Source organism: Vibrio sp. G-C-1, from assembly GCF_021728015.1.
GTDB lineage: Bacteria > Pseudomonadota > Gammaproteobacteria > Enterobacterales > Vibrionaceae > Vibrio > Vibrio splendidus.
The window spans coordinates 14471-36890 of the sequence record NZ_JAKKCR010000024.1; the positions used below are offsets into that span (position 1 = coordinate 14471).

The window sequence follows — 22420 nt, forward strand, 5'->3', positions numbered from 1 at the left end:
GCTCGATTTCAAATCACGGTAAGCTACGCTCAATACGATTACTTATTTAAAAATAGCGGCAACGTTATTGAGAACTGACGATGAACGAAGTCACCATACTGATCACCCTAGCCTCTATCCACTTCATCGCTTTGATGAGCCCCGGCCCTGATTTTGCGTTAGTCGTGCAAAATGCGACGCGTCACGGACGCCAGACAGGCTTGTACATTGCGCTTGGTTTATCTTGCGGGATCTTGCTGCACTCATTGCTGAGCCTGACGGGAATCAGTTACCTAGTCCACCAACAACCGACATTATTTGCCATTATCCAACTAGCCGGCGGTAGCTACTTACTGTACTTAGGTTACGGAGCACTTAAAGCAACCTGGCAAATCATTCAGAACCACGATGATGATGCCGATACCGTCAATTCCAACGATCTGATTCTGACCAATAAGCGTCAGGCATTTTCGAAAGGGTTTGCGACCAATATTCTCAACCCAAAGGCTTTGGTGTTCTTTATCAGCTTGATGTCGAGCCTAGTGCCTGCCGACATGTCTCTGTCAGGTAAAGGCTTTGCGCTTATCATCCTATTTGGTCTGTCTCTATTTTGGTTCTCACTACTGGCTTGGATGCTTTCGACTAAAGCATTGCAAAAGAAACTCAGCGAAGCAACGGTATACATCGATGGCTTATGTGGCGTGGTATTCAGCCTTATTGGCGTGAGTATTCTTTGGCAGTCGCTGTCCGGTTTAATCGCTTAAATTCGAATCAAGGTTACAATTCGTTAACAACACTCTGGCTATCTCATCTTTCCACTGCCAATCTAGCTCTGCATATTAAAAGGAGAAGATCATGCAGTGGAAAACAAAACTAACAACCCTCGCCACTTCTACCCTACTTTTTGCCTCTCACGTCAGTTGGGCAAATCAAGCTGCCGATTCCGTCGCACCCGAACAAAGTAGTGGTTTAGAAACCAAACAGCTCGTTAAAGCCAACGATTGGATGGTCACCGCGGCCAACCCTCTTGCCACACAAGCCGGTGCTGATGTACTTGCTCGTGGTGGTAACGCGATAGACGCCATGGTTGCTGTGCAGCTTATGCTTGGCTTAGTGGAACCTCAGTCTTCAGGTATTGGGGGCGGCGCGTTCCTTGTTTATTTTGATGGCAAGGACAAGCAACTCAAAACCTACGATGGCCGTGAAACTGCACCACTTGATGCCACACCACGTCTATTCCAAGACGAAAACGGACAACCGCTTAAATTCTATGATGCCGTGGTTGGCGGTCGTTCTGTTGGCACGCCAGGCACGGTGCAATTGCTGTGGGACACTCACCAGAAGTACGGCAAGCTCGAATGGGCATCACTGATTAAGCCTATTGCTCAGCTGGCTGAAGAAGGTTTTACCATCAGCCCACGCTTAGCCACCTTGATTGATAATGACCAAGAGCGACTAAGCCGCTTTGCCACTACCAAAGCCTACTTCTTCAATGCCGATGGCAGCCCGAAAGCCGCTGGCACGCTACTTAAGAACCCAGAGTACGCGGCAACGTTAAACGCTATTTCGAAGAACGGCGCTAAGGCCTTTTACCAAGGTGAGATCTCTGCCGACATCATTAACACAGTACAAACAGCGAAAGATAACCCGGGCGTATTAGCACAGAAAGACTTCGACGCTTATTCGATTAAGCAGCGCGAGCCGGTTTGTTCCGCTTATGAAAGCTACCAAGTGTGCGGAATGGGTCCACCAAGTTCAGGTGCATTAACAGTTGGGCAGATCTTAGCGATGACCGAGCAGTTTGACCTCAAATCATGGGGACCAAACGACGCGAAATCTTGGCAAGTGTTATCAGATGCTTCTCGCCTAGCCTTTGCAGACCGTGGTATGTACATGGCGGATCAAGATTATGTGCCAATGCCTACCCAAGGGTTAGTGAATACTGACTATTTGCAGGAACGTGCTCAGTTAATTACCGCAGGTAAGGCATTGGCAAGCGCATCTTCAGGCACACCGCCGTGGGATCACGCGATGCAGAGAAGCCAAGATGTTTCTATTGAATTACCGTCCACTAGCCACTTCAATATTGTAGATAGCGATGGCAATGTCGTGTCGATGACCACCACTATTGAGAATGCCTTTGGCTCACGCTTGATGGTAAGAGGCTTCCTGCTCAACAACGAACTGACGGATTTCTCATTCAAGACCCATAACGATGGTAAGCCTATCGCCAACCGACTTGAACCAGGTAAGCGTCCACGTTCTTCAATGGCACCGACCATCATCATGCAAGGCGATAAACCTTACATGGCGATTGGCTCTCCCGGTGGCAGCCGTATCATAGGTTATGTAGCACAAGCGATCATTGCGCATACCCAATGGGACATGGATATTCAGCAAGCCATCAATCAACCGCACTTCCTAAACCGCTTCGGTACTTTAGATTTGGAAAAAGGAACATCGGCGGAAAACTTCAAACCTGAGCTAGAAAAGATGGGATTTGAGGTCAACGTTCGCGATCTTAACTCTGGTTTACACGCGATTCGCATCACAAAAGATGGTTTAGAAGGCGCTGCAGACCCTCGTCGTGAAGGTGCAGCCATTGGTCAGTAGGGAATAATCCTCCCTTTTTACTCGCTGCCTTGTGCGAGATCTCTCACAAGGCAGTGAGTAAATATCGATATTTGATGACAAAATCAGTCACCCAGACATCGTAACCAATTGAAATAAAACGATACGCACATTTATCATTCAAATAATTATATAGAAATTCGCTTATGCACCATTGCTGATAAATAAGGAATCGGTAATATGAATGGTGTCGGAAGGATGCTGACACGGAACAGGAAACGCCAAGGACTTGGTTATCTTCAGGATGAAGATTCGATTACTCAGGATGAATAATCGGCATGGATAGCGAAATGGACATTGAATGGACGCAATAGTAACTAGGATGGTTGCTACTAAGGAAAGACAATGGACACCTCTGGACGAGGAAAGGACTGAACATCAGGATGATGTAAAGGACACCGCTCAAGGAACAAGTGACGCGCGCTAACGAGGATTGTTGGCAGATCAGGATAAGATCAAGGACACCGCTAGGAAGGCGACGAAAGGAATACGCTGAAGGATAACAGCACACTATCATGGATTTGATGCATGGAGCACACTTAGTAGCCGGATTGCTGCGAGTAAGACTATAGACCCCGATGAGCGCAAGCTCTCGGGGTTTTTCTTTATCTGTCGTTTCACTTATTCCTCTCTCAAACAAATAAATCAAAGACCTTTAATTACAATTCTGACATTTAAAGCATTCACTTCTTAACCACTTCCGAGTAACGTAAGTCTTACTAGGCTCAACTAGTTTCATAACCATAATTAAACTAAGGACAAATTCATGTCACACGTTACCTTCAAAGGTGCTGCTGTACCACTAACAGGCACATTCCCACAAACTGGCGAACAAGCACCAAGCTTTGCACTGACTGCAGGCGACCTTTCTGAACTGACTCTTGCTTCTCTTGAAGGCAAGAAAGTGGTTCTAAACATCTTCCCAAGTATCGACACAGCAACTTGTGCAACGAGCGTACGTACGTTCAACGCAAAAGCAGCAGAACTTGAGAACACGGTTGTTGTTTGTATTTCTGCTGACCTACCGTTTGCTGCGGGCCGCTTCTGTGAACTAGAAGGCATTGAAGGCGTTCAACACGCTTCAACTTTCCGTTCTCCTGCATTCGCATCAGACTACGGCGTAGCGATCGCTGAAGGCCCACTATCAGGCCTAACAACACGTGCAGTTGTCGTTGTTGATGAAAAAGGTGTGGTGACACACAGCGAGTTGGTTGCAGAGATCACTGAAGAACCAAACTACGAAGCGGCACTTGCAGCACTGTAAGTCTCACTTTGAGGCAACAATGTCTTCAGCTCGTATTAACCTAATTTAGGTCGGTATCGAGCAATAAAGAAAGAGCAGCCATTAGCTGCTCTTTCTGTTTTTATACGGATTACTTTTCAATGCTGAATAGTTTCAGATATCGAACTGTTTTCTACATGCTGAAGTAGCAGATTACAACTGTTCTAAACGAGCATAAGCCGTTACTAACCACTTGATGCCTTCACCGTTAAACGCGACTTGAACTCGGCTCTGCGGGCCACTTCCCTCGAAATTGATGATAGTGCCTTCACCAAACTTAGGGTGCTTAACGCGAGAACCCAAACTAAAACCTGTTTCGTTAAAGTTCTCTTTCACGGCGGTTTGGCTAAAGCGGCCACTGCTTGCAGGACGGCTCACTTGCGCTTTCATACGCACTTCATCCAGACATGTCTCTGGTAGTTCACGAATAAAGCGTGATGGTTTGTGGTACTTGTCCTGACCGTACAAACGACGCATCTCAGCGTAAGTGATGTAAAGCTTCTCCATCGCACGCGTCATGCCTACGTAACACAGGCGACGCTCTTCTTCTAAGCGCCCTGCTTCTTCTGCAGACATCTGGCTTGGGAACATACCCTCTTCCACACCCACCATGAAGACCATCGGGAACTCTAGGCCTTTAGCGCTGTGCAGAGTCATTAACTGAACCGCATCATCAAACTCATCAGCTTGGCCTTCGCCCGCTTCCAAAGCCGCATGAGTTAAGAATGCTGTTAGCATGCTCATTTCATCCGCTTCTTCTGGTTTTTCAAACTGACGCGTTGCCGTTACTAATTCTTCCAAGTTCTCAATACGTGCCTTCGACTTCTCGCCCTTCTCTTGCTCGTACATCGCAAACAAGCCCGACGATTTGATCACGTGGTCGGTTTGCTCATGAAGCCTCAGTTCTATCGTGTCATCTTCAAGCGCATTGATAAGCTCGATAAAGCGGCTCAATGCACCCGCAGCACGGCCTGGGAGCACTTGCTCTTCTATCAGAGCAATACTGGCTTGCCACATGGTTGCACCACGGTCACGCGCCGCAAGGCGAATCGTTTCTAACGTTTTATCGCCCAAGCCACGAGTCGGCGTATTGACGATACGTTCGAATGCCGCATCATTGCTGCGGTTACTCATTAAGCGCAGGTAGCTCAAGGCATCTCTGATTTCTTGACGCTCGAAGAATCGCATGCCGCCATAGATTCGGTAAGGTAGACCACCTTGAATCAAAGCTTCTTCAAGAACACGCGATTGGGCGTTATTACGATACAGCATCGCGGTATCTTCTAGCGCACCGCCTTTCTCTTGCCACTCTTTGATTTTGCTGACTGTGAAACGCGCTTCATCTAACTCGTTATAAGCAGAGTAAACTGAGATTGGCTCGCCATCGTTGCCATCGGTCCACAGCTCTTTACCCATACGCTCAGTGTTGTTCGAGATAAGCTCGTTCGATGCCTGCAGAATGGTTTTGGTTGAACGGTAGTTTTGTTCGAGTCGAACCGTTGAAGCGCCTGGAAATTCATCCAAGAACTTCTGAATATTTTCAATTTTAGCGCCGCGCCAGCCATAGATAGATTGGTCATCATCACCCACGATCATCACGCGACAATCCGGGCCTGCCATCATACGTAGCCAAGCGTATTGGATGTTGTTGGTATCTTGAAATTCGTCGACAAGAATGTGCTTGAAGCGAGCTTGGTAGTGCTCGCGGATGTGTTTCTTATCGCGCAATAGTTCATGCGATCTCAACAAGATCTCAGCAAAGTCGACCAAGCCAGCACGATCACATGCCTCTTGATAAGCCGAGTAGATCTTTAACCACGTTTGAGTTATTGGATCATGGTAGGCGTCAATGTGACTTGGGCGCAGCCCTTCGTCTTTTTTGCCATTGATCCACCAAGAAGCTTGCTTGGCTGGCCACTGCTTTTCATCAAGGTTTTGCGCCTTGATTAAGCGACGTAGTAACCGAATCTGATCATCTGAGTCAATGATCTGGAAGTCTTCTGGCAGTTTTGCATCGAGGTAGTGAGCACGAAGGATGCGGTGACAAATACCGTGGAAAGTACCGTTCCACATACCCGACGAGCTACCCATCATCAACTCTTCAATACGACCACGCATCTCTGCTGCCGCTTTGTTGGTGAAGGTAACCGACATGATAGAGAACGGCGATGCTTGCTCTACGCTTTGCAGCCAAGCGATGCGATGCACCAACACTCGCGTTTTACCACTGCCAGCACCTGCCAGAATAAGTAGGTTTTCTAAAGGTGCTGCGACCGCCTCACGTTGTTTATCGTTTAGGCCATCGAGTAAAAGCGAAGGATCTATCATTGGATATGCTCACTACTGGGTATTTATACATAAAAGCTGATTATAACCTAAACACTAGGCTGCGTTTAGGATAATAAGAAGAAAAAACAATCAAAAAATAACATCATATAATCAGTAACTTAATAGCTAACACATCATTAATATTGATATTTTTTATAATGCAGTGAAATTATTTCCGAGTTCTTCCTATCCTTTTTAGTAAGCAAGTTAACAACTTATTAACCTGCGATATAAAAATACTATTAAGTCCTAGAGGGAATGACTATGAAAAATTCTAATCTTGCTGTTACAGCTGCAATCACAAGTGTACTAGCGTTCGGCGGTGCAGTTCTTACATCAGCACCTGCGGAAGCAGCAGCAAAAGAGAAATGCTACGGCGTTGCAAAAGCTGGCCAAAATGATTGTGCAACCAAAACAAGTTCATGTGCGGGTACAGCCAAAGAAGACAACCAATCCGATGCATTCGTGGTCGTTCCTAAAGGACTGTGTGGCAAATTATCAGGTGGTAACACTCAATCATCATAATTGAGCTGCTTAGTATGGTGAGCTGACATTCAGCTCACCTCCACTTCCTATTAGGAGAATCGTTGTGACTCAAACTCTTCATCCCAACGCAGGGGTTGGCCTTAGAACACCGCACTTGGACTTCTTTAGCCAAAACCCAGCTTTAGTGAGTTGGTTAGAGGTGCACAGCGAGAACTACTTTTTAGCTCAATCACCGCAACGTCAACAACTGAGAGAGATTCGTCACGCACACAACATAAGTTGTCACGGCGTTGGATTGTCACTAGGTTCTGTTGATCGCATCAATCAACATCATCTGATGCAGTTAAAAGAACTCATTGGTGATATCGACCCCTTCTTGGTTTCTGATCATCTCAGCTGGAGTCAGACTGGTGGTCATTACTTCAATGACTTGTTGCCACTGCCTTATACCGAAGAGGCGTTAGAAGTCTTCTGCCGCAATGTCATCGAGGTTCAAGACGGCCTGCAACGCCCTATGCTGATTGAAAATCCATCGAGCTACCTTGCCTTCAAACATTCAACCATCCCAGAGTGGGAATTTTTAGCCGAGGTACAGAAGCGCACCGAGTGTCGCCTACTGCTCGATTTCAATAATATTTTTGTCTCATCTTTTAATCACGGTTTCAGCTGTGAAGAGTATCTCAATGGAATACCAGCAGACAAAGTGGAAGAGATTCACTTGGCAGGTTTTACCAAAAAGAAACTCGAACAAGGTGAGATCTGGATAGACACCCACAGCAAGCCTGTCTGTGACGAAGTATGGCAACTCTACACGCAATGGATAGAACAACATGGTTCGTGCCATACCTTGATAGAGTGGGATTTAGATATCCCAGAGCCACCAATTTTATTGGCTGAAGCGGCCAAAGCCAGTGATATTTTGTATCAACACGACAAGTTTAACCAAAGGAGTCGCGCATCATGAGCCACTCTTTAGCTAATGTGCAATCGGAGTTTGCTAACGCCCTACGCTATCAAAACAATGGTAAGCACTGCGACATAGTGAGCGACCACTTTACCGGTGAACAGCGCATACAGATCTACCGAAATAACTTTGTGATTAGCTTGAGCGAAGTACTGGCAGCAACCTACCCACTCACTGAAATGCTGGTTGGTGAAGAGTGCTTCCAACAAATGGCTCGTCTACATGTCTTAAGTTATCCATCAACCTCTGGTGACGTCAGTGGTTACGGTGAACACTTTGAACAAACTATCCAAGCCTTTCCTGCGGTTATCGAGGCTGCACCTTATCTCGCTGAAGTAGCTTTGTATGAATGGCAAAAAGATAGCTTGGTTAGATGCGTTTCAGAATCACATGTCGACCAACGTCCTCTTTCTCGTTTAGCTGATGTACCGCAAGAACAACAAGGCGCTTTAGTCTTTCATCTCAAAGATTCAATAACGCTAATTAATTCTAGCTATACGATTATCGCGCTTGAGCAGGCTATCTATCAGCAACAACTCGATGGGTTAGACATCAACCAACCTGAATTTGGGGTGTTAATCCGAGCGGAAAATTCACAGATTGAGAGCCATCGTTTGACGCAAGAAAGCCACCAACTATTAACCGAATTGCAATCGGGTCAAACGCTCTCAGCGATAGACCCTTTACTACTACAACATCTGAATACTGTCATGACACTGAACGTCATCTCAGGCTTTTCAATCAATGCCGAATTGGAGACATAATATGGATAACAACACAGTCACGAACATGATGGCTCAATACGACAGTTTGATTGAGAAATCACAGGCACTTTTTGTTCCCGTACTACTTCTGTTTTGTCGCCTATGGGTGGCGTGGGTCTTCTTTAATTCAGGACTCACCAAAATAGCCACTTGGGATAGCACCCTTTACTTGTTTGAATTGGAATACCAAGTGCCTCTTTTGCCTTGGGAATTGGCCGCTTACATGGGTACCGCAGCTGAATTGATTCTGCCGGTATTCTTAGCGCTTGGCTTGTTAACCCGACCAATGGCTGCAGTGCTGTTCGTTTTCAATATCATGGCCGTCGTGTCATACCCTGTATTGTGGGCACAAGGCTTCTATGATCATCAGCTTTGGGGATTAATGATTCTTATCGTCGTGGTATGGGGAGCTGGACCATTTTCATTGGATAGAATCTTAAAAGCGCAGTTCAAAAACTAAACCTCTTTTCCATGGTCTCTAAATTTACATAGGTCCAAAACGCAAAAAACCACTCAATTGAGTGGTTTCTTTTTATCTGGAATAAACTACTTGTTTAGAAAAGCTTGTAGCTCTTCAGCAGAGATACCTTGCTCGGCTAGCTCTTTTGCTAGTAGCTGAACTTGTTCACCTTTACGAGATTCAACCACGCGTTGAAATTGGTAAATGATATCTCGCAAAGTATCAATTGGAACTTGTTTTGCCGCACTGCGAATACGCTCTTCACTTTGGTTTCCTAGCTCTTTAAGCAATTTACCAAACATGACCTTTTCAGGTGCATCTTCCATTTGTTCTAAGATGCGCGCCATTTCGTAGGTTGTTAATGACATTACAGTATTTTCCGTTGGGGACTAACGTTTCAATGAGTGACAAATATACCATGTTTTAACGTTTCGCAAACCGCCATTTGTATATTTTGTCACCCTTGAGACTTATGCCTTAGCAAACGTCGTGTGCCATGACTTACCCGCTTTGCTCGCAAGCACTAACAATGCAGGAACAATAAGGAACATTTGCAGCGCAATCATCACTTGAGACGTTAAATCAAGACGTTGCATCGTACCAACAAGCAGTCCAGAACCGCTCATTTGGAACAAGCCAAGCAACGCAGCTGCGGTACCCGCACGGTCACCAAAAGGTTCAAGTGCCTTACCGGCTGCGGCACCAAGAATCCAAGCGAAGCCAACTGAAGATAGGAAAATCGGCAACATGAACGCGATAGCGCTAGCATGCTCAGCAAGCACCAGCATAACCACACCCGCTAAGCCAAGCGTTGAAATACCGACAACCAATGCTTTGTAAGTACCAAAACGATCCATAAACTTCGGCGCAGTGAATGCAGCCGTGATGTTGATAACCGCGTTAATACCAAACCAGAACGTAAACTCATTCATCGTCAAACCTAGGTTTTCCATCAGCACAACAGGTGCAGAGGTAACGTAAGCAAGAATGACCGCCATCGCCATCAAGCATAAGGTTGCATGGAAGATGAATGATGGTGTTTTCAATACCGACCAGTAACGCTCTAATTTGAAAACCGCGACCTTTTCTGTCGCTGGATTAGACTCTTTCATTTGGAAAAACAAAATGGTGCCAACCACGACAGCGAACACAGCCATAAAGCTGAAGTTCGAGCGCCAGCCAAACTGTTGAGTCAACCAAGCACCAAGAATCGGTGCTAGTGCAGGAATAAAGCAAATTGCACCATTGAGGTAACTGATCATACGGCCACTTTTCTCCGGGCCAAATAGATCGCGAACCGTCGCAAAGGCTGCTACAGAAGTCGCACAAGCTCCTAAGCCTTGTAGCAGCCGAGCTATTAGCATCATATCAATCGATTGAGCTGCCCACGCCAAGCAAGCACTCAATGCATAGATACTAACACCTCCCAATGCAACGGTTCGACGTCCTAACTTATCAGCCAAAGGGCCTGCAAATAATTGCCCGACACCCATGGCGAATAAAAACCAAGTAATCGTATCTTGTGCTAATGCGTGTTCCACGTGAAACGCTGTTGAAATTTGTGGCAGAGCTGGAAGATAAATATCTATAGCCAAAGGGCTAAATAGAACCAGCATTGCCAATAAAGCAACCTGCAGTTTACTAGGGGTTGGAAGCGCGTTAGAAGGCACAAGATTCTCCGAATGAGTTAATTTAGGTGCATAATAACCAACTAAAGATATGAACAAAAATGGCATATACTCATTAGCATTATTCCAAATAGGAAACTCACATGAATATCGAGAAACTATCACGCCTCGACCTCAATCTATTGGTTTGCTTGCAGGTGCTGATGGAAGAGCTGAGTGTCACTCGTACCGCACACCGATTATGCTTGAGCCAATCGGCTGTGAGTAAGTCGCTAGCCAAGCTTCGTGAGCAATTTAATGATCCCCTTTTTACGCGAAGTGCTCATGGCCTAAGACCGACACCGAAAGCTGTGTTCCTCAAGCCTCGATTAGAAACGCTGATCAATCAACTTGATGTGCTTACCCAACCGGAAACTTTCATTCCCAACAACAGCGACCATAGCTTTCACATTGCTGCCGTTGAGAGTGTTTACCCGCTGATTCTTCCGCACTTCTTACCGGCGATATTTCGACAAGCACCTAAGGTTAATATCAACACCCATGCGTGGACCGAACAAACCTTTAAGAAGCTACAGCTTGGTGAGTTAGATATCGGACTCACAGGCAAAGACATCGACATCAACGATGCGCGCTTAACCATGCTGCCGCCAGACGACATCTGCGAACAAGAGATCTACCGTGATGCACAGATGTGTGTATTAAGGCGTAACCACCCAGCCCTGAGTGGTAAATGGGATTTGGGAACCTACCTTGCGCAGCGTCATGTACAAGTAAGGTGTGATGGGAATGATCGATGGCTACTCGACTACAAACTTGCCGACCTTGGTCACCAACGTGATATCGCGATTTCTGTTCCAGACTTCAATAGCGCCGCAAGCCTGTGTACCTACACCGACTTTGTGTTTACCGCACCAAGCCACTTTACTTACCTCGTCGCTAAACAACTCGACTTAGTGGTTGTGCCTTTACCAATGGAATTTCCTCCGATGGCATACACTCTGTTTTGGCACCGTGACAGAGAAAATGACCCAGCATTAACTTGGCTACGAGATATCATCAAAGAAAAAACTCTGCACCTTAGATAAAAATGGCGTACAGCGTTTGCAGCAAACGAACAAAAGCGCTAGCTTATTGACCTAATAAGTCCCCTCGCATATATATCGACTGTGAGTGTTAACAAGGACCCTAACAATAAGGATAAACACAGATGCACAATATCACTGCTGAACGCGTTGCTGCGGTTCGAGCTTGGCTTGAAACAAACAACCTAGATGCCGTTATCATTCCACACGAAGACGAATATCTAGGTGAATACGTTCCCGCTCATAACGAGCGACTTCACTGGTTAACAGGTTTCACTGGCTCTGCAGGTGCCGCTGTTATAACTCGTGAAACTGCTGCTATTTTTGTTGATGGTCGCTACACCGTTCAGGTTCGTAAGCAAGTACCAGCAGAGTTATTTGAGTATCGCCACCTTATTGAAGAACCAGCTTTAGATTGGATCATCAATTCATTGCCACAAGGTAGTAAGGTTGCATTCGACCCACGCATGCACACCGCCGCGTGGTTGAAAGGCGCACAAGCAAAACTAGCAGAGAAAGTTGAGCTAACAACGCTCCCAGCAAACCCAATTGATGAGCTTTGGTCTGATCGCCCTGAACCGGTCGTGTCTGATGTTCGCCTAATGGCAACAGACGCAGTTGGCCAATCAAGTGACAGCAAACGCGCAGAGATTGCTGGCTTACTAAAAGCCAAAGGTGCGGACGCCGCTATCCTTACGGAACTCGATTCGATCTGTTGGTTGCTTAACATTCGTGGCTTGGACGTATCTCGCCTACCTGTTGTGTTATCCAACGCGATCATTCACGCCGATGAAAGCGTCGATTTCTTCCTAGACCCAGCACGCATCCCGGCAGGCTTTGAAGCTCACCTTGGTAATGGCATTCGAGTTTCTCCCCCATCAGAGCTTGAAGCGCGCCTTCAATCTTTGGAAGGCAAAAATGTATCTGTCGATTCAGGTACCAGCAATGCTTGGTATACGCTTGTTCTTCAAAATGCTGGCGCTCACATCATTGAAGCAGCAGACCCGTGTCTCATGCCAAAAGCCGCTAAGAACGCAACTGAGATTGCAGGCATGAAAGCGTGTCACATTCGTGATGGTGTTGCGATGGCGAAATTCCTATCTTGGATTGATGCCGAAGTCGCGCAAGGTAACCTACACAACGAAGCTGTATTGGCTGACAAAGTACAATCATTCCGTGAACAAGACCCAACACTGATGGACCTAAGTTTTGACACTATTTCAGCTGCAGGCGGTAACGCAGCAATGTGTCACTACAACCACGAGAACCAACCTGAACCGGGTCAGTTAAAGATGAATACTCTGTACCTAGTCGATTCAGGCGGTCAGTACTTAGATGGCACAACGGACATCACTCGTACTATCGCGATTGGCCAACCAAGTGACGAAATGATTCAACAATTCACTCTCGCACTGAAAGGTCACATCGGCATTGCACGTGCACGTTTCCCTCAGGGTACTCGTGGTTTCCAACTGGATATCCTAGCGCGTCAGCACTTATGGGCAGAAGGCTTCGACTACGACCACGGTACTGGTCACGGTGTTGGTCACTTCCTAAGTGTTCATGAAGGACCGCAAAGCATCTCTAAGAAGCTGATCGACGTACCTCTTGTTGAAGGTATGGTGTTATCAAACGAGCCGGGTTACTACCGTGCTGATGAATTTGGTATCCGTATCGAGAACCTAGAACTGGTTGTTGAACTTCCAACTCAAGGTGACTTCGCAGTATTGACGTTTGAATCGCTAACTCGTTGTCCTATCGATAAGCGCAACATCAATGTTGATTTGCTAACACGACCTGAACTAGCGTGGCTGAACGACTACCATCAGAAAGTATGGAACGATGTTAGCCCATTAGTTGAAGGTGATACGCTGGAATGGCTACGCCAATCAACAACACCACTTGCTCACGCTTAATGCCTTGCTCGACAGATAACTGAACCAAAACGAGCTTACTAGGTTAATAAGTTAAATAGCAAATAGCAAAACGGCTACCCAAAGGTAGCCGTTTTTATTTGCCTGTATCATTACATCGATGTTTCACGTGGAACATCAACCAATATATTGATTAACCAGAATAGGCACTGTGCCAGTCTCGCCACACTGGGTCGAAACCACGCTGACGAATCATCGACTCAACATCAGCAGCACTTCTCTCGTCACTGATCTCAAACTGCTCGAGTTCTTCCTCACCCGAAGCATAGCCACCGGGTTGGGTTTTCGAAGCTGCCGACATACTCGTGATACCCAAAGGCAACACGTTATCGCGGAAAGTTGCCGATTCACGGGTCGAAAGGGATAACTCGACCTCAGGATTCAAGAGTCGATATGCGCAGATAAGCTGAACCAGCTGTTTATCGTTCATGATTGATTTAGGCTGTAATCCTCCACCAGAGTCTCCACCCTCACACGGACGAAGACGTGGGAATGAAATTGAGTAACGTGTTTGCCAATAAGTACGCTCTAAGTAATCTAAGTGAGCAGCAACAAAAAAGCAGTCGGTTCGCCAATCTTCCAAACCAATCAAGGCGCCAATACCTATCTTATCGATCCCCGCTTTTGCCAAGCGATCAGGGGTTTCAAGACGGTATTCAAAATCCATTTTATTGCCACGTAGATGATGTTCAGCGTAAGTTCTTGGCTGATAAGTTTCTTGGTAAACCATAACAGCATCTAGGCCGAGAGTTTTAAGCTCTGCGTAATCATGTTGATCAAGCGGCTGCACTTCCATCGCAAGGTAGTTGAATTGCTTTTTGATATTCGGCAACACCTGTCGAAAGTAATTCATCCCGACCTTAGTTTCATGTTCACCGGTGACCAACAAAACGCTATCGAACTTCATCTTTTTGATAGCCGCACTTTCGGCATCAATTTCATCCAAAGTAAGCGTGCGACGTTTGATACGGTTCTCCATTGAGAAGCCACAATACGTGCACGCATTAGCGCATAGATTCGAGAGGTACAAAGGAATGTAAAGCGACATTGTATTGCCAAATCGCTTACGAGTTAGCGCCAACGACTGTTGTGCCATCTGCTCTAAGTAAGGTTCTGCCGCCGGAGAGATCAGAGCCTTAAAGTCTTCTAAGTCACGTTTGGGTTTACTCAGAGCACGTTCAACATCCGCTGCCGTTTTACTGAAGATAGACATACCAATGTCATCCCAGTTGAGCTGTTTAAATCGATCAACAAACGTCATAGGTACACTACTCGTCTAGAAATGAAGTTAACGGGCTCGAAGCAACCGCGTGAGATACTTTTCCTGCCAGTCCAGCAAGGTAAGCCATACGCCCAGCTTCGACTGCCAGTTTAAAAGCAATCGCCATATCAACAGGCTGTTGAGAAGCCGCAATCGCCGTATTCACTAACACTGCGTCTGCGCCCATTTCCATTGCGCGAGCAGCATGTGATGGTGCGCCTATGCCTGCATCTACTATCACAGGGACATTCGCTTGGTCGATAATGATCTCTAAGAAGTCTGCAGACGCAATACCCTTATTTGAACCAATAGGTGCGCCCAGCGGCATAACTGCAGCGCAACCCACCTCTTCCAAGCGTTTACACAATACTGGATCGGCATGGCAGTAAGGCAGCACAACAAAACCATCTTTAACCAGTTGCTCAGCAGCTTTAAGCGTCTCAATTGGGTCTGGCATCAAGTACTTTGGATCTGGGTGAATTTCCAGTTTAAGCCAGTTTGTGCCTAGCGCTTCACGAGCCAAATGCGCAGCAAAGACGGCATCTTTTGCACTCTTCGCCCCAGAGGTATTCGGTAGCAAGTTCACGCCAGCATCAATGATTGGTTGTAAAATGTCGTCTTGCTCAGAGCGAATATCGACTCTCTTCAACGCCATGGTTGCCAGTTGCGAACCTGAAGCTTCAATAGCACTCGCCATCAAGTGCTTGTTCGCGAACTTACCCGTTCCGGTGAAGAGTCGAGATTGAAACGTTTTATCTGCGATAGTTAACATAGTTAGCCTCCTGCAATGGCTTGGAAAAGAGAAATAGCATCGCCTTCATTGACAACCGTTTGTTGCCACTGACTACGCGGGACAACCGCATTATTGATAGCAAAGACACAGCCCAGATCGGGTAATGAAAGCGCTTGGATGATATCCGCTAGAGACGACGATTGTGCAACCTGTTCTGGTTGCTCATTGATAGAGATCGTTATGTTGCTCATTGGGTTTCTTCTTCTAAATAGTTAACTGTAGATGTGCAGCAAACGGGGCATTCACTATCTTGAGTGACCATTAAGTTTTGCCAGTTCATCGTTTGGCCATCGAACAGTTTGAGCTGGTGTGTTGCTACCTGAAACTCACCACAAGTTAAACGTTGAATAGCAGCCAAAGCTTGAAGGTTACCTATGGTGCCAACAACCGGGCCTATGATGCCGCTATCACTACAACGAGTCGTTTGTGGATGATGACTGAACGGGAACAAACAGTGATAGCACCCTTTCTGATTCTGATAATCAAATACAATAAACTGGCCTTTCCAACCGATTGCAGATCCAGAAATCAAAGGTGTATTGCTGCCGAAACACGCTTGGTTAACCTGCTGGCGTGACGCAAAGTTGTCAGTACAATCCAACACCAAATCAGCGAGCATCACTTCAAGTTCAAGCTGACTGTCACTCATTCGCTGATTGATGGTTCTAACTTGACTGCGACTATTGAGCTCAGTCAGTTGTTGCTTCATAGCTTCGACTTTAGGCGAACCTAACTGACTTTCTTTGAACGCGACCTGTCGTTGCAGGTTAGACGAATCCACACAGTCATCATCAACCAACACGATCTTTCCGACACCCGAAGCCGCAAGGTAAAGAGCGGCAGCATTGCCTAAGCCACCACAACCAATCACTAACACATGGCTGTTTAATAGGTTTCGTTGCCCTTGCTCACCGACTTCAGGTAACGCAATTTGTCGTTGATAACGAATAAACTCAAAATCACTCAGCATAGCTAGGCTCCTGCGCAACCTCTTCACCAATATTTGAAGGTTTAGGTGCCATCAGTTTTTCGAAAAATCCGATCACTTTCTTTGGGCCTTCCGACAATGTAATCGCACGAACAACCGCCAAACTCGACACCCCACACTCCCACACCTGCTCAGCTGTCGATTGGTCAATACCGCCAATAGCAACCGTTGGATAACCAGTGAGTTGTTCTGTGTATGGGATAGTATCAATCAGCTGTTGATACAGAGATAAACGAACTAAACCCTGAGGCTTCGATGGCATCTGTTTAGTTGTTGTAGGGAAGATGTGTCCCAGCGCAATATAGCTTGGGTTAATCTGAACAATGCGTAGCAACTCGTAATAGCCATGAGTCGATAACCCAATCTTTATACCCGCAAAGCTCAACTGTGAGAGGTTTGATTCTTCAATATCCTCTTGCCCCAAATGAACACCAAAAGCGTCATGCTTGAGTGCAAGCTGCCAGTAATCATTGATAAAAACTTGAGCGTTATACTCACGACCAAGCTCGATAGATCGTACGACTTGTTGTTCTAAATCCGCTTGCTGTGGATTCTTAATACGTAGTTGGACAGTGTTGATTCCAAGCTTCAGCAATCTTTCGATCCACTCAACATCATCAACTACTGGGTATAAACCGAGGCTACTCTTACTCAACTCAGGAAAAGAAAGTGATGTCCCTTGGTTAGCCCAACCTACGCTTATGTCCAATCGTTGATCTTCAAGAACAGGGATAGGAAAGTTTTGGTAATGTGCAGGCCATGTTCCACGTGAAACATTGGACGCTGCGCGAGCTAAAACTAGTGCGTCTTCTAATGGGAATTCCAGCGCCAACAAAGTAAGTAACCAAGCAAAGTGGCCGCGATCATCTAACTCCTGATGAGCTGTAGTGTCACTCTTGATAGCGCGGCTAGCATCCAGGTGTGACCAAATATCCAGTACAGCTGAATCATCTGAAACACCGATATAAATGGTATTCGGAGTTTGTGTAAAGGCATCACAAACGTCAGCTAGCGCGACTGAATTGCTGTAATCAACAACATGGTTCAGTTCTGCTAGCTGACACACCGTCAATGAATCAAGATCATGAGCGAAGCCAATAGATAACGCCTGCTGAGAATCAACGATAGAGAAGTATTGAGTTGGGCTTACACCCAACTCAACCGCATCAGTTGCCAAGCCTTGTCGCTTAGCAACCAATAGACAGTTCTGCACCTCTCCCGTTAACTCAATATTTTGAGATGGGATGAGTATCTTCACTGTCATTATTCCTCTAATTGAGCTTCTTTTGCGGCTACTGCAGGATGATAAAGTTCAGAGCCAGTATCACGGAACTCTTGTGATTTTTGACGCATCCCTTCCAACGGGTTATCTAGCATCTTAATCTCGATAGCCTGATCCGCGGCTACTTGTTCGGTGTCTTTCGCATACTCTCGAACTTCTTGAGAAATCTTCATCGAGCAGAATTTAGGTCCACACATTGAGCAGAAGTGAGCAACCTTGCCCGACTCTTGTGGCAGAGTTTCATCATGGAAAGAACGCGCGGTTTCAGGATCTAAAGCTAGATTGAATTGGTCTTCCCAACGGAATTCAAAACGTGCCTTTGATAATGCATTATCTCGGATTTGTGCGCCCGGATGTCCTTTAGCGAGGTCCGCTGCGTGTGCTGCTAGCTTGTAAGTAATCAAGCCAGTCTTCACATCTTCTTTGTTTGGTAAGCCTAGATGCTCTTTAGGGGTTACATAACACAACATCGCACAACCGTACCAACCAATCATGGCGGCACCAATACCTGAGGTAATGTGGTCATAACCAGGGGCAATATCTGTCGTCAATGGACCTAAAGTATAGAAAGGCGCTTCATGACAGTGTTCTAACTGCTCATCCATGTTCTCTTTAATAAGATGCATAGGTACATGTCCAGGACCTTCAATGATCACCTGAACGTCGTACTCCCAAGCAACTTTAGTTAACTCACCTAGGGTACGTAACTCCGAGAACTGAGCCTCATCATTGGCATCTGCAATTGAGCCCGGGCGTAAGCCGTCACCTAATGACAGTGCAACATCGTACTTCGCACAGATCTCACAGATCTCTCGGAAGTGGGTATAGAGGAAACTTTCTTGGTGATGAGCAAGACACCATTTCGCGATAATAGAACCACCACGAGAAACAATACCGGTCACACGTTTAGCCGTCATCGGAACGTAGCGAAGCAACAAACCAGCATGGATAGTGAAGTAATCAACACCCTGCTCAGCTTGTTCAATCAAGGTATCGCGCATCACTCCCCAGTTAAGGTCTTCGGCAACGCCATTCACTTTTTCAAGCGCTTGATACATAGGAACCGTACCAATTGGTACTGGGCTATTACGTAGGATCCATTCGCGAGTCTCGTGAATATTACGACCAGTAGAAAGGTCCATCACGGTATCGCCACCCCAGCGAGTCGACCATACTAGCTTCTCAACTTCTTCTTCAATCGAAGAGCTTACTGAAGAGTTACCGATATTAGCGTTCACCTTCACTAAGAAGTTTCGACCAATAATCATCGGTTCTGATTCTGGGTGGTTGATGTTTGAAGGGATAATAGCTCGACCTTCAGCAACCTCTTTACGCACGAACTCAGGAGTAATTTCTTTCGGCAGGTTTGCACCAAAGTTATGGCCAGGGTGTTGATGGTTAAGCTGCTCATCAGCGAACTTCTGACGTCCCATGTTCTCACGTATGGCAATGTACTCCATTTCAGGTGTGATAATACCCTGACGAGCATAGTGCAGCTGAGTAACACATTGATTGTCTGTCGCGCGACGAATTCTAGGCAGGTTGCCGTAGCGAAGGTCGTCTAGAGTTTCATCATCTAAACGTTCTTTGGTGTAAACAGAGCTTACGTCGTCTAACAGTTCCGTATCACCACGCTCTTCAATCCATTGCTCTCGCAACTTAGGAAGACCGCTATACAGGTCTATTTGATGTGTAGGGTCTGTGTAAACACCTGAGGTATCGTAAACTTGAATGGGTACATTAGGTTCGAATACAGGCTCTTTTTTGGTACCACCAACAAGGCTATCAGCGAGTGATATTTCTCGGACAGGGACTTGAATGTCCTCTCGAGATCCTTGGATGTAAGCTTTTTTTGAGTTTGGGTAGGGTTGTACGGATAAAGAATCAATGAAATTCTTCGCTTCCAGTCTTGCTTGTTTACGAGTCGACATAGCATTTTTCCTTGGCTTTTAGCCATTATTTATAGGGATAAAAATGCTTGACGGATTAGATGCTACAAGAGGGATCACGGTAAGAAATACAGTTGTGATCTGGAGATAGATCTCTAGAAGGATTCTAGTTAGATATCTACTCTTGTTCCCTTCGCAGGTATTAGCCTGATCAGGTTCAACGGATCCCGAGTTAACGGTCTCAGCCATATGGCACTCCGACAAGTTCGATCGAGTATATAAAAACGGCTTGGATAAACCAAGCCGAGTTGTTAACAAATCGTAAGAAAGTTTTAAGACTTTATCAAAAGTTGGAAGCCGATCCATGCGGCTGAAATACTGAGTACCACGTTGAGTAGCACATTGAGCCCCATCTTAAAGAAAGCGCCCTGCTGCATAAGAAGTACGTTATCCATCGAAAATGTAGAAAATGTAGTCAGTGCTCCTAGGAAACCAAGACCGATAATTTGTCTCCACGGTTCCGTCGCGACCATCTCGTTTTCAAACGCGGCGATGAGCAATCCCATAATCAAAGAGCCAATTACATTAACAGTCAGCGTACCGTAAGGAAAACCACGTCCTAACATCACAACGCATAACTCTGAAATCAAGTAACGCGAACAAGCACCAAATGCGCCACCAATGGCAATAAAACCTAAAATAGATAACTGACCCATGAATCCTCCCAAACAATAGTCCCTATATTCTAGCTTTACCGCCGATAAAAGCGAGGGTAGAAACTAAGAATGCATGCGCAAATATTAAACGTTACAGGTGTCACTTAACTTCAATATATCCCATTAAACCCGTTTTCATGTGTTCTATAACATGACAGTGGTACATCCAGCGGCCAGGGTTATCTGCAACAAATGCAGCTTTAGCTCGGCCGTTTTTTCCAAGTAACACTGTATCGGTATGGAAAGGCTCTTCAACTTTCTTCCCATCAAGTTCCAATACAGTGAATGTATGACCGTGAATATGGATCGGGTGATGGTATTGGGTGACGTTCTTTAGATCGAATATGTAAGTCTTACCTAACTCTAAAGTCGTCAACGGCTCAGGAATATTGTCTTTGCTCATTCCTTCCCATGCTCTTTTATTAGTAAGCCAAAACTTAGGCATCGATTTCCCATCTTTAGAAACTGGTGATACTGCACCTTCCCACTCGAACACAAAATCGATCTCTTCAGCATTAGCAAGATCTAGATTAGGTACGGGGTTAAGAGGCAACAATGGCAATAAACGCCCTTCAGTAAGGGGGGAATCTACTACCTCGAACTCACATAAAGAGAAAGGAAAGCGGCCTTTCATTTGAAGAACATTAACTCGCTCGCCTAATTTGGGCGCTATCAGTCCAATATCCACGCGCATCCCTGGGCCGATTTTATGTTGAGTCAGTTTGTAAGGCGTTTTCACAGGATTACCATCAATGGCAATCACCCATGCCTCAGCCCCTTCGATAGCAATAGGATAAGTGATCGTATTATCGACATTCGCGATACGCAGTCTAGTCGCTGCATACTGCTTCAACTGATATACAGGTTCATGAGCTCCATTAACGCTACTCCGCTCACCAGGAGTGCCCATACGAGCACTGAGTCGGGGAATCATTAAGTCTTTCCATTGACCTTGCTTGTCGATATGCCAATGTTTAAGCATCAATGCGTGTTCTTCGTCAAACTGCACTGGAGTGCTTTCTTCTACGATAATAAGGCCAACTAAACCCATACCGAGTTGTTTAACGCTATTCATATGTGGGTGATACCAAAATGTGCCAGCATCTGGCGGCGTAAACTCATAAATGAATGTTTCACCTGGCATGATTGGTGGCTGACTTAAGAAGGGAACTCCATCCATTTCGATAGGAATTCTTAAGCCATGCCAATGGATAGTCGTCGGCTCTGATAGCTTATTCGTAAAACGAATTGTGACCTTTTCACCCTGTCGACATCGAATCGTCGGAGCTGGAATCTGTCCATTAAAGGCTAAAACATTGGTATCAAATCCCGCGACTAACTCAGCCGTTGAAGGTTCAGCAGTTAAGTCATAGACATACTTACCTTGCCCATCAAGAGACTGCTTCATAGAACAAGCAGGAAAAACAGTTAGTGCAGATATAGCGAGAGATGATTGAATAAACTTACGACGGGAAATATCCATATTTGTTGCCTTTTAGTAATAACGACCAAAATGTAACAAAATATTGAGAATAATTCTCATAAAGAAGTGGGGATTGTGCTGTTGATTGTTTATAAAAGAGGCTGGGATAAGTAAGCACTTACACTTTTAAGGCTAGGTTTCATTAAAAGCAGGAATTATCGACTAAAAATCGAACAAATATAAAGTAAAAAAACAGAGCTTCTGCTGAGGTATTGATATGGCAGGGTGGAGGTTTCTACTCCCAACACACCCTATTTTGGTAAGTCGGAGAATCCGCTGCTTTGCTAATGGCGTATATTAGATTCAGAAAGCAAAAAGGCTCTAGCATTTCTGCTAGAGCCTTAAATATGGCAGGGGTGGAGAGATTCGAACTCCCAACACGCGGATTTGGAATCCGCTGCTCTGCCAATTGGAGCTACACCCCTAAAACTTTTTATTACTTCAGATTCGAAAAAACCTCGCACTAGGCG

At 45.7% G+C, this 22420-nt stretch carries 20 protein-coding genes, 1 tRNA gene and 1 riboswitch; of the genes, 9 read left to right on the forward strand and 12 right to left on the reverse strand.

Going from position 1 to position 22420, the window contains the following annotated elements; translation table 11 throughout:
- The first annotated feature begins 80 nt into the window (after positions 1 to 80).
- The 3 genes from L3V36_RS22995 to tpx all read left to right on the forward strand — a co-directional run bounded on the left by L3V36_RS22995 (position 81) and on the right by tpx (position 3874).
- A complete protein-coding gene (locus L3V36_RS22995) occupies positions 81 to 743 on the forward strand; it encodes a LysE family translocator (protein ID WP_004736644.1) in 663 nt (220 codons plus the stop codon).
- Positions 744 to 834: 91 nt separating this feature from the next.
- Entirely contained in the window at positions 835 to 2592 is a 1758-nt protein-coding gene (gene ggt / locus L3V36_RS23000) for a gamma-glutamyltransferase (RefSeq protein ID WP_208775699.1), read from the forward strand.
- A gap of 784 nt (positions 2593 to 3376) precedes the next feature.
- The gene (gene tpx / locus L3V36_RS23005) at positions 3377 to 3874 is read left to right on the forward strand and encodes a thiol peroxidase (protein ID WP_050635162.1); all 498 of its coding nucleotides are present in this window, start codon (positions 3377 to 3379) and stop codon (positions 3872 to 3874) included.
- 171 nt (positions 3875 to 4045) lie between these two features.
- On the opposite strand, the gene uvrD is transcribed toward tpx, so the two are convergent.
- Positions 4046 to 6220, reverse strand: a complete 2175-nt coding sequence (gene uvrD, locus L3V36_RS23010; RefSeq protein ID WP_208775698.1) for a DNA helicase II — start codon at positions 6218 to 6220, stop codon at positions 4046 to 4048.
- A gap of 264 nt (positions 6221 to 6484) precedes the next feature.
- Here uvrD and L3V36_RS23015 point away from each other — a divergent pair, with 264 nt between their 5' ends.
- The 4 genes from L3V36_RS23015 to L3V36_RS23030 all read left to right on the forward strand — a co-directional run bounded on the left by L3V36_RS23015 (position 6485) and on the right by L3V36_RS23030 (position 8894).
- Positions 6485 to 6745, forward strand: coding sequence for a DUF2282 domain-containing protein (locus tag L3V36_RS23015; protein WP_004736650.1), 261 nt, complete (start codon positions 6485 to 6487; stop codon positions 6743 to 6745).
- Between the two features lie 64 nt (positions 6746 to 6809).
- Entirely contained in the window at positions 6810 to 7670 is an 861-nt protein-coding gene (locus L3V36_RS23020) for a DUF692 domain-containing protein (RefSeq protein WP_102448203.1), read from the forward strand.
- The gene (locus L3V36_RS23025; protein ID WP_208775697.1) at positions 7667 to 8434 is read left to right on the forward strand and encodes a DNA-binding domain-containing protein; all 768 of its coding nucleotides are present in this window, start codon (positions 7667 to 7669) and stop codon (positions 8432 to 8434) included. The genes L3V36_RS23020 and L3V36_RS23025 overlap by 4 nt, the downstream gene beginning before the upstream one ends.
- A 1-nt stretch (position 8435) precedes the next feature.
- Entirely contained in the window at positions 8436 to 8894 is a 459-nt protein-coding gene (locus L3V36_RS23030; RefSeq protein ID WP_004736653.1) for a DoxX family protein, read from the forward strand.
- Between the two features lie 86 nt (positions 8895 to 8980).
- Here the strand turns inward: L3V36_RS23030 and L3V36_RS23035 are convergent, their stop codons facing one another.
- Entirely contained in the window at positions 8981 to 9262 is a 282-nt protein-coding gene (locus L3V36_RS23035) for a hypothetical protein (protein WP_004736654.1), read from the reverse strand.
- A 102-nt stretch (positions 9263 to 9364) separates the two neighbouring features.
- Positions 9365 to 10564, reverse strand: a complete 1200-nt coding sequence (locus tag L3V36_RS23040) for a multidrug effflux MFS transporter (RefSeq protein ID WP_029222012.1) — start codon at positions 10562 to 10564, stop codon at positions 9365 to 9367.
- A gap of 101 nt (positions 10565 to 10665) precedes the next feature.
- Here L3V36_RS23040 and L3V36_RS23045 point away from each other — a divergent pair, with 101 nt between their 5' ends.
- A complete protein-coding gene (locus L3V36_RS23045) occupies positions 10666 to 11607 on the forward strand; it encodes a LysR substrate-binding domain-containing protein (protein WP_004736656.1) in 942 nt (313 codons plus the stop codon).
- A 122-nt stretch (positions 11608 to 11729) separates the two neighbouring features.
- Complete coding sequence (locus L3V36_RS23050; RefSeq protein ID WP_102456860.1) at positions 11730 to 13520, forward strand: aminopeptidase P family protein; 1791 nt, start codon at positions 11730 to 11732, stop codon at positions 13518 to 13520.
- A 151-nt stretch (positions 13521 to 13671) separates the two neighbouring features.
- Here L3V36_RS23050 and thiH read toward each other — a convergent pair whose 3' ends face one another.
- From thiH to L3V36_RS23095, 9 genes are all read right to left on the reverse strand, one after another.
- Positions 13672 to 14799, reverse strand: a complete 1128-nt coding sequence (gene thiH / locus L3V36_RS23055) for a 2-iminoacetate synthase ThiH (protein WP_004736658.1) — start codon at positions 14797 to 14799, stop codon at positions 13672 to 13674.
- Between the two features lie 7 nt (positions 14800 to 14806).
- A complete protein-coding gene (locus L3V36_RS23060) occupies positions 14807 to 15571 on the reverse strand; it encodes a thiazole synthase (protein ID WP_004736659.1) in 765 nt (254 codons plus the stop codon).
- Positions 15572 to 15573: 2 nt separating this feature from the next.
- Positions 15574 to 15783, reverse strand: coding sequence for a sulfur carrier protein ThiS (thiS, locus tag L3V36_RS23065; RefSeq protein ID WP_048610390.1), 210 nt, complete (start codon positions 15781 to 15783; stop codon positions 15574 to 15576).
- A complete protein-coding gene (locus L3V36_RS23070) occupies positions 15780 to 16562 on the reverse strand; it encodes a HesA/MoeB/ThiF family protein (RefSeq protein WP_208775696.1) in 783 nt (260 codons plus the stop codon). Before L3V36_RS23070 ends, thiS begins: the two co-directional genes overlap by 4 nt.
- Positions 16552 to 17844 carry a thiamine phosphate synthase gene (locus tag L3V36_RS23075; RefSeq protein WP_102448208.1) on the reverse strand — a complete coding sequence of 431 codons (1293 nt, stop codon included), beginning with the start codon at positions 17842 to 17844 and terminating at the stop codon, positions 16552 to 16554. The genes L3V36_RS23070 and L3V36_RS23075 overlap by 11 nt, the downstream gene beginning before the upstream one ends.
- Positions 17844 to 19793, reverse strand: coding sequence for a phosphomethylpyrimidine synthase ThiC (gene thiC / locus L3V36_RS23080; RefSeq protein ID WP_102448209.1), 1950 nt, complete (start codon positions 19791 to 19793; stop codon positions 17844 to 17846). Before thiC ends, L3V36_RS23075 begins: the two co-directional genes overlap by 1 nt.
- A gap of 129 nt (positions 19794 to 19922) precedes the next feature.
- Positions 19923 to 20021: riboswitch (TPP riboswitch) on the reverse strand.
- A gap of 62 nt (positions 20022 to 20083) precedes the next feature.
- Positions 20084 to 20467, reverse strand: coding sequence for a fluoride efflux transporter CrcB (crcB, locus tag L3V36_RS23085; RefSeq protein ID WP_004736665.1), 384 nt, complete (start codon positions 20465 to 20467; stop codon positions 20084 to 20086).
- 100 nt (positions 20468 to 20567) lie between these two features.
- Positions 20568 to 21950, reverse strand: a complete 1383-nt coding sequence (locus L3V36_RS23090; protein ID WP_208775695.1) for a multicopper oxidase family protein — start codon at positions 21948 to 21950, stop codon at positions 20568 to 20570.
- 348 nt (positions 21951 to 22298) lie between these two features.
- A tRNA-Trp gene (locus L3V36_RS23095) sits at positions 22299 to 22375 on the reverse strand.
- Between the last annotated feature and the right edge of the window lie 45 nt (positions 22376 to 22420).